Source organism: Sphingopyxis sp. LC363, assembly GCF_000756385.1.
Lineage (GTDB): Bacteria > Pseudomonadota > Alphaproteobacteria > Sphingomonadales > Sphingomonadaceae > Sphingopyxis.
Genome location: NZ_JNFC01000057.1, coordinates 1 through 7,420, shown reverse-complemented (window position 1 = coordinate 7,420; position 7,420 = coordinate 1). Strand labels below are relative to the sequence as shown.

Below are 7,420 nucleotides of genomic sequence, written 5' to 3'. Positions count from 1 at the left end.
CCCCTGAAACCGACAAGGGCGCGGTCGGGGCGCCGCGCCGGCGGGCGGGGTGGGCGAGCACCACGCCGCGGGCGGGGGGGACCCGGGCGGGCGGCGCCGCGAGGTGGCGGCTGAGGGGGGGGGGGGGGGCGCCGCCCCCCCGGCCCCCGCCCGCGCCCGGCCCCCCCGCGGCGGAGAGGCCCGCCCCCGCCGCGCCGCCCCCCGCCGCGACCGCAGCTCCGGCCGGCGAAGCGGTCGACACGGTCACGACCATGTCGCCCGCCGTCCGCCGCCTCGTGCTTGAACATGGCGTCGACCCGACGAAGATCCAGGGCAGCGGCAAGGATGGCCGTTTGACCAAGGAAGATGTGCTCGCCGCCGCGAGCGCGGCGCCCGCCGCCGCGCCCGCCCCCGCTGCCGCGCCGTCGGCGCCTGCCGCCGCTGCGCCGGGCCGCCAGGAAGAGCGCGTCAAGATGACGCGCATGCGCCAGACGATCGCCAAGCGGCTGAAGTCGGCGCAGGACACCGCGGCGATGCTGACGACGTTCAACGACGTCGACATGTCGGCGGTGATGGCGACGCGCGAAAAATATCGCGACAGCTTCGAAAAGAAGCATGGCGTGCGCCTCGGCTTCATGAGCTTCTTCACCAAGGCGGTTGCGCTCGCCGCGCATGACATTCCCGCGGTCAACGCGCGGATCGACGGCGACGAGATCGTCTATCACAATTATCTCGACGTGTCGGTCGCGGTCAGCGCGCCGAACGGCCTCGTCGTGCCCGTCGTGCGCAACGCCGATGCGATGAGCTTCGCCGACATCGAGAAAGCGATCGCCGACCTCGGCAAGCGCGCCAAGGAGGGCACGCTGACGATGGACGACATGACCGGCGGCACCTTCACCATCTCGAACGGCGGCGTGTTCGGCGGTTTGATGTCGACCCCGATCATCAACCCGCCGCAGTCGGCGGTGCTCGGCCTCCACCGCATCGAGGATCGCCCGGTCGTGCGCGACGGCGAGATCGTGATCCGTCCGATGATGTATATCGCGATGAGCTATGACCACCGCCTGATCGACGGCCGCGAGGCGGTGACCTTCCTCAAGACGATCAAGGAAGCGATCGAGGATCCGACGCGCATCCTGATCGATCTCTAAGTATATTTCTCCCCGTCCCCCCGTGGGGTGAAAGGAATTATAAATGGCTGATTACGACTACGACGTCCTTGTCATCGGTGCCGGCCCCGGCGGTTATGTCGCGGCGATCCGTGCGGCGCAGCTGGGCCTGAAGACCGCGTGCGCCGAAGGGCGCGAAACGCTCGGCGGCACCTGCCTCAACGTCGGCTGCATCCCGTCGAAGGCGATGCTCCACGCGTCCGAATATTTTGAGGCGGCCGCCGGCGGCGCGATGGCGGCGATGGGCATCAAGGTGAAGCCCGAACTCGATCTCGGCACGATGCACGGCCAGCGCAAGGATGCGGTGAAGGGCCTGACCGGCGGCATCGAGTTTCTGTTCAAGAAGAACAAGATCGACTGGCTGAAGGGCTATGCGCAGTTCACGTCGAAAGACACGGTCGAAGTCGCGGGCAAGGCGGTGCGCGCGAAGAATATCATCATCGCGACCGGCTCGTCGGTGACCCCGCTTCCGGGCGTCGAAGTCGACAATGACAAGCAGATCATCGTCGATTCGACCGGCGCGCTCGAACTCGCGAAGGTGCCGGGCCACATGGTCGTCATCGGCGGCGGCGTGATCGGGCTCGAACTCGGCAGCGTGTGGCGTCGCCTCGGCGCGAAGGTCACGGTCGTCGAATTCCTCGACCAGATCCTGCCCGGCATGGACGGCGACGTCCGCAAGGAAGCGAACAAGATCTTCAAGAAGCAGGGCATGGAATTCAAGCTCAAGACCAAGGTCACGTCGGCTGCGGTCAGGGGCAAGAAGGCCGTGCTGACGCTCGAGCCTGCAGCGGGCGGTGACGCCGAAACCCTCGAAGCCGACGTCGTGCTCGTCTCGATCGGCCGCCGTCCGAACACCGACGGGCTGGCGCTCGACAAAGCGGGCCTCGCGGTCAACCAGCGCGGCCAGATCGAGACCGATCATGACTTTAGCACGCAGGTCCCCGGCATCTGGGCGATCGGCGACGTCATCCCCGGCCCGATGCTCGCGCACAAGGCCGAGGACGAAGGCATCGCCTGCGCCGAGAATATCGCCGGGCTGACCGGCATCGTGAACCACGACGTCATCCCGTCGGTCGTCTACACCTGGCCCGAAATCGCCGGCGTCGGCCTGACCGAAGAACAGGCGAAGGAAAGCGCCCAGAGTCCCGAAGGCATCAAGGTCGGCAAGTTCCCGATGCTCGCGAACAGCCGGGCAAAGACCAACCACGAGCCCGACGGTTTCGTGAAGGTCATCGCCGACGCCAAGAGCGACCGCGTGCTTGGCGTGTGGTGCATCGCGAGCGTCGCGGGCACGATGATCGCACAGGCGGCGCAGGCGATGGAATTCGGCGCGACATCCGAAGACATCGCCTACACCTGCCACGCGCATCCGACGCACAGCGAGGCGATCAAGGAAGCCGCGATGGCGGTGACGGGCAAGCCGATCCACATCTGACGCGGATAAATTGGGGGAGAGTATGGTGGCGAAGCACGGGCTCTGGGCAGCGGCTTCGCTGCTCCTCTCCCTCACCGCGACCGGCGCGCGGGCGGCGCCTGATCTCGATGCCGCGAACGCGCGGCTGACCGCGCTGCTCGATAAAAATTATCCGGCGCTCGACGCGCTCTACAAGGATTTGCACCAGCATCCCGAACTCGGGATGCAGGAGGTCCGCACCGCGGGCATCCTCGCAAAGCATCTGCGCAGCGCGGGCTTCACCGTGACCGAAAAGGTCGGCGGTACCGGCGTCGTCGGCGTGCTCAAGAATGGCGAGGGCCCGACGATCCTCGTGCGCGCCGACATGGACGCGCTGCCGATGGAGGAGAAGACCGGGCTCGTATGGGCGAGCAAGGCGCGCGCGACCTATGAGGGCAAGGATGTGCCCGTGATGCACGCGTGCGGGCACGACACGCATGTCGCCTATCTGGTCGGCGTCGCGCAGGCCTTGAGCGCGATGCGCGATAGCTGGGCGGGAACGGTGGTGCTGATCGGCCAGCCCGCCGAAGAACCGCTCAGCGGTGCGCGCGCGATGCTCGACGACGGGCTCTTCACACGCTTCCCGAAGCCCGATTTCGGTTTCGCGGCGCATGTTACCAATCTTTCCGCGGGCGTCGTCGCGATCAAGGCGGGACCGTCCTCGTCGGCTTCGGACAGCTATGCGATCACCTTTCACGGCCGCGGCGGCCATGGCTCGATGCCCGCAGCGACGATCGACCCGATTCCTATCGCCGCGCGCTTCGTCACCGATACGCAGGTGGTGATCAGCCGCGAGAAGGATCCGGCGGCGTTCGGCGTGCTGACGATCGGCGCGATCAACGCCGGCAGCGCCCCCAACATCATCCCCGACAGCGCCGAGGTGAAGGTCAATCTGCGCTCGCAGGCGCCCGAGGTGCGCAAGCTGCTCCAGGACGGCACCGCGCGCGTCGCGAAATCGGCGGCCGCGATGGGCGGCGCGCCCGAGCCGACGATCCGCTACCTCGGCGGCACGGGCATCATGATGAACGACCCGGCGATGGCGAAAGCTGCGGTCGCGGCCCTGACGCCCGCCTTCGGCAAGGGACTGGTCTTCGCCCCCGAAAGCGCGACGCCGATGTCGGGGAGCGAGGATTATTCCGAGTTCGTCGATGCGGGCGTGCCGTCGCTTTTCTTCGGCATCGGCGGCTATGACCCAGCCATACTCGCCGACCTCAAGACGAAGGGCGAACCCGCACCGACGAACCATTCGCCCTTCTTCGCGCCGAAGGCCGAACCTGCGATCCGCAATGCCGTGACCGCGATCATGCTGTCGATCATCGGCGGCGTGCGGCCTACGGCGAAGTAGGGCTTTCAACCCGCCATCATCGTCTGCCACCGGCGCCGCGCGTCGGTGGTCCACACGCCTTCGGTCGACGGGTAGAAATCCGGAAAGACTTTCGCATCGGCGGGCAGGATGACCCACGGTTGTTTGCTGCGCGTGAAGATATGCACATCGGGCGGGTATCGGTCGGGGGCGTCGAGGGTGCCGACGCGGACGAAGGAAGAACGGCGGCCCGCGGTGGGATAATGGCTCCACAGCGCGACCCGGCACGCCGGACAGCGGATGATCTCCTGCCCCTTGCCGCTTTCGGAAGGGGTCATCACATGGTCGAGCGCCCCTTCGGCCTCGATCCGGTCGCTCTCGATCACCGCGTTGATCACGAAGGCGCTGCCGGTTTCGCGCTGGCACCAGCGGCAGTGACAGCAGTGGACGATCATCGGCGCCGCGGTCATCCGGTAACGAACCGCACCGCAAGTGCATCCGCCTTCCATCGCTGCTTCCTCTCCATTGTGCCGTGATGCGCGCGATGATAGCCCCGCGCGCGATGGATACACAAACGCTCGTTCGCCTGCTCGATCTGGTCGGCATCGGCGTCTTCGCGCTGTCGGGCGCGCTGATGGCGGTGCGGCTCCGCCAGACGCTCGTGACCGCCGCCTTCTTTGCGTTGGTGACGGGCGTCGGCGGGGGCAGCGTGCGCGACCTGTTGATCGGGGCGCCGGTGTTCTGGGTGCAGGACGGCGCGATCGCCGCGGTGTGCATCGCGATCGCGCTGATCGTCTGGCTGACCCCCGAACGCTGGTGGCAGGGGCAATTGCTCGAATGGGCCGACGCGGTCGGGCTCGCCGCCTATGCCGTGTTCGGGACGGCAAAGGCGATGGCATGGGGCGTCCCGCCCGCGCCGGCATTGCTGATGGGCGTCATCACGGGATGCGTCGGCGGCACGATCCGCGATATCCTCGCCGGCGTCCCCTCGATCATCGTCCGGCCCGAAATCTATGTCACCGCGGCGGCGCTCGCGTCGGGGCTGTTCCTGATCCTGCTGTGGCTTGGCGCGGGGACGCCCGTCGCGGCGGTGACCGGGGCCGTCGCGGGTTTCATCCTGCGCGGGGCGGCGATCCGCTGGTCGCTCGCGCTCCCCGCGTACCGCGATCCCAAGGCTTAGGCTTGCCAAATCGCGAATCTGTGGCAGGTTCGCCTTATGAACAATGATGTCAGCATGATCGCCCGCCGGGTGCGGGGCCAGGCCGACGCCTTGCCCGAGCTGTTCGGCCGCTTCGATTTCGACAAGGCGCCCGAACGCTGGGCGCCCGAGGCCGATGCGGTAAGCGAGCTCAGCCGCGTCCGCAGCATCGACCGCGCGGCCTATCTGGACGATTCCGATCTGCTCGGCCGCATCCGCGAATATACGATGCTCGGCGACCGTACGGGCGACGCTTACGCCGCGCTGATGCCGCGCTATGGCTTCCAGCGCACTGTCGCAATGCTCGTCGACGCATGCGACAAGGGGATCGAGGCGGTCGAGGATGCGCCCGCCGAACTGGCCGCGCTGATCCATGAGATGGAGCAGAAGCCCGATTGGCTCGACATGGCGCTGGTCGAGGAGGGCGCCGCCTATGAACGCAACGCGACCGCGAACCTGTCGCCCTTCCTGATCCGCGGCGCCTTCATCGCGACCTTCCTCAACAAATATTCGGCGCTGCCGATGGCGCTCACCGGCACGCTCGGCCATGCGACCGCTGCGCGGCGGGTCAAGGAGACCGCGACCTTCTTTGCGACCACCGCGCTGCCGGGGGCGCTCGACCGCTTCGGTCCGGGGTTCAAGGCGGCGGCGATGGTGCGGCTGATGCACTCGATGGTGCGCGTCAACGTGCTGTCGCGCCCGGGCATGTGGGACGCCGACACCTATGGCATGCCAATCCCGCAGCTCGACCAGATGCCCGCGGGGCTGATCCCCGTCTATTTCCTGTCGCAGGAGGTGCTGGCGAAGGGCCGCACGCGCTTCACGCGGATCGAGCGTGGCCGCGTCGAACTGGCGCGCTATCGCTGCTATCTTTTGGGGCTGCCCGAAGATCTGCTCGCCGACACGCCGCAGGAGATCGTCCGCATCTGGCGCACGCGCAGCGCGACGCTGCGCTACGAATATGACGATCAGGTTTGCGGCGGGCTGCTGCGCGCGACGATGGACGCCGAACTGTCGAAGGATCGCTCGCCCAAGGGACAGGTCAAGCGTCGGCTAGAATATTCGGTCAGCCGCGTCTTCTTCGTGAAGGCGTTTCTGGCCGGCGACGAGACGCGCGCCGCCAACGTCGGCGTGCCGGTACGGCGCCGCGATCACCTGATCTATGGCGCGACGATGCTCGGCATCGCGGGGCGCATGGCCGCCTATCGCGTCGCATCGCGGCTGCCCATCATCCGCCATCTCGCCGACCGCCGCCTCGTCCACCGGATCGAGCGCCAGCTGGCCGAATATGGCCGCGCCGAATTCACCTCCGACGCCGCGCATTACAAACCCGCGACGGCGAGCTAGGCCTTTCCAACCAGAGGATTTGCATGAAGACCGAACAGGCGGCCGTCAACGGCATCAGCATCACCTATGAGGACAAGGGACCGCGCGATGCGCCGGTGATCCTGCTGGTCATGGGGCTTGGCGGTCAGTTGACGCTGTGGCCCGACGAGTTCGTCGATGCGCTCAACGCGCGCGGGTTTCGCACCATCCGATACGACAATCGCGACGTCGGCCTGTCGACGCGTTTCGAGGCGGCAGGTGTGCCGAACCTCAAATGGATGTTCGTGAAGGCCGCCATCGGCCTGCCGGTGCGCCCCGCCTATACGCTCGCCGACATGGCCACCGACGGCATCGGCCTGCTCGATCATCTCGGTATCGATCGCGCGCATGTCGTCGGCGTGTCGATGGGGGGCATGATTTCGCAGCATATCGCGGCGCGCTATCCGCAGCGCGTGCTGTCGCTGACCTCGGTGATGTCGACGACGGGCAACCGCCGCCTGCCGCGCGCGCAGAAGGAGGCGATGCGCGTGCTCGCGAACCGGCCGATGAACGGCGACAAGGAGGCGCTGATCGCCTATTCGGTGGGTGCCGCGCGGGTGATCGGCAGCCCCGGCTATCCATCCGCCGAAGAGCGGCTGCAACGCCGCGTGCGCGCCGATTTCGAACGCGGCTGGTATCCGCAGGGCGTCGCGCGCCAGATGGCGGCGATCGTCGCCGACGGCGACCGGCGTCCGATGCTGAAGGACATCAAGGCGCCGACGCTCGTCATCCACGGCGAGGACGATCCGCTCGTGCCGCTGCCCGGCGGGCGCGATACCGCCGACAATATCGCGGGCGCGCGGCTCAAAACGATCCCCGGCATGGGGCACGACCTGCCGCTCGCGCTGGTCGACACGCTGGCCGACGCGATTGCGGAGCACATCGACGCAACGGCGACCGTCGCGGCGTAACCTCTCCCCCCCATTTATGGGAGGGGTCGGGGGAGGGCATGT

7 protein-coding genes are annotated in these 7,420 nt (G+C 67.5%); 6 read left to right on the top strand and 1 reads right to left on the bottom strand.

The features are described 5' to 3' along the window. From odhB to FG95_RS17520, 3 genes are all read left to right on the top strand, one after another. The coding region (gene odhB / locus FG95_RS17530; protein ID WP_081933230.1) for a 2-oxoglutarate dehydrogenase complex dihydrolipoyllysine-residue succinyltransferase at window positions 1–1,130 on the top strand (1,130 nt) is incomplete at its 5' end. Window positions 1,131–1,173: 43 nt separating this feature from the next. Continuing rightward, window positions 1,174–2,583, top strand: a complete 1,410-nt coding sequence (gene lpdA, locus FG95_RS17525; protein ID WP_037557535.1) for a dihydrolipoyl dehydrogenase — start codon at window positions 1,174–1,176, stop codon at window positions 2,581–2,583. A 22-nt stretch (window positions 2,584–2,605) separates the two neighbouring features. Beyond that, window positions 2,606–3,946, top strand: a complete 1,341-nt coding sequence (locus FG95_RS17520) for an amidohydrolase (protein ID WP_037557534.1) — start codon at window positions 2,606–2,608, stop codon at window positions 3,944–3,946. Window positions 3,947–3,951: 5 nt separating this feature from the next. Here FG95_RS17520 and FG95_RS17515 read toward each other — a convergent pair whose 3' ends face one another. Further along, window positions 3,952–4,413, bottom strand: a complete 462-nt coding sequence (locus FG95_RS17515) for a GFA family protein (protein ID WP_037557533.1) — start codon at window positions 4,411–4,413, stop codon at window positions 3,952–3,954. A gap of 53 nt (window positions 4,414–4,466) precedes the next feature. Between FG95_RS17515 and FG95_RS17510 the strand changes: the two genes are divergently transcribed. The 3 genes from FG95_RS17510 to FG95_RS17500 are packed head-to-tail and all read left to right on the top strand — an operon-like array spanning window position 4,467 to window position 7,378. After that, window positions 4,467–5,084 carry a trimeric intracellular cation channel family protein gene (locus tag FG95_RS17510; RefSeq protein WP_081933229.1) on the top strand — a complete coding sequence of 206 codons (618 nt, stop codon included), beginning with the start codon at window positions 4,467–4,469 and terminating at the stop codon, window positions 5,082–5,084. Between the two features lie 36 nt (window positions 5,085–5,120). After that, window positions 5,121–6,449, top strand: coding sequence for an oxygenase MpaB family protein (locus tag FG95_RS17505; protein ID WP_037557532.1), 1,329 nt, complete (start codon window positions 5,121–5,123; stop codon window positions 6,447–6,449). A gap of 23 nt (window positions 6,450–6,472) precedes the next feature. Continuing rightward, a complete protein-coding gene (locus tag FG95_RS17500; RefSeq protein WP_037557531.1) occupies window positions 6,473–7,378 on the top strand; it encodes an alpha/beta fold hydrolase in 906 nt (301 codons plus the stop codon). The last annotated feature ends 42 nt before the right edge of the window (window positions 7,379–7,420 follow it).

Excerpts from the sequence above, each read along its gene's own strand:
- FG95_RS17510 (WP_081933229.1), top strand. The coding sequence starts at position 4,467 with ATGGATACACAAACGCTCGTTCGCCTGCTCGATCTGGTCGGCATCGGC.
- FG95_RS17500 (WP_037557531.1), top strand. The coding sequence starts at position 6,473 with ATGAAGACCGAACAGGCGGCCGTCAACGGCATCAGCATCACCTATGAG.
- FG95_RS17520 (WP_037557534.1), top strand. The coding sequence starts at position 2,606 with ATGGTGGCGAAGCACGGGCTCTGGGCAGCGGCTTCGCTGCTCCTCTCC.
- FG95_RS17515 (WP_037557533.1), bottom strand. The coding sequence starts at position 4,413 with ATGGAAGGCGGATGCACTTGCGGTGCGGTTCGTTACCGGATGACCGCG.
- FG95_RS17505 (WP_037557532.1), top strand. The coding sequence starts at position 5,121 with ATGAACAATGATGTCAGCATGATCGCCCGCCGGGTGCGGGGCCAGGCC.
- lpdA (WP_037557535.1), top strand. The coding sequence starts at position 1,174 with ATGGCTGATTACGACTACGACGTCCTTGTCATCGGTGCCGGCCCCGGC.